Here is a 317-nt window from a genome sequence, read left to right as displayed (position 1 = left end):
TCGATCCAGGACTGCGCGCCCTCGGTCCAGAGGTTCATGTGCAGCCGCCGGAAGTTCGGCATCTTGCCCGAGATCACCGTCGCCTCGCGATACAGCTCGGCAAACCGATCCTCGCTGAAGGCCACCCCGAGGTTCGGGTTCGCCATCTTCCAGGCCACCGGATCGCCCACGTCGCAATCGGCCGGGGGCTCGGCCACATAGGCAAAGAAGCTGTCATCCTGGACATCGCCCCGCAGCACGGTCGCGGAATAGGCGCGCAGCTCGCCGCAGATCGAGGCCATGTCGGCGCCCGCCGTGGTGATCGCCCAGTCGATGGG

At 66.9% G+C, this 317-nt stretch carries 1 protein-coding gene; it reads right to left on the bottom strand.

Translation table 11 applies throughout. The features are described 5' to 3' along the window. Window positions 1-317 (bottom strand): terminase TerL endonuclease subunit (locus BYZ73_RS22025; RefSeq protein WP_220086903.1); only part of this gene is annotated, 317 nt, incomplete at both ends.

Source organism: Rhodovulum viride (genome assembly GCF_003265965.1).
GTDB lineage: Bacteria > Pseudomonadota > Alphaproteobacteria > Rhodobacterales > Rhodobacteraceae > Rhodovulum > Rhodovulum kholense.
The sequence above is the reverse complement of the archived record's forward strand: the minus strand, read 5'-3'. Positions and strand labels throughout refer to the sequence as shown.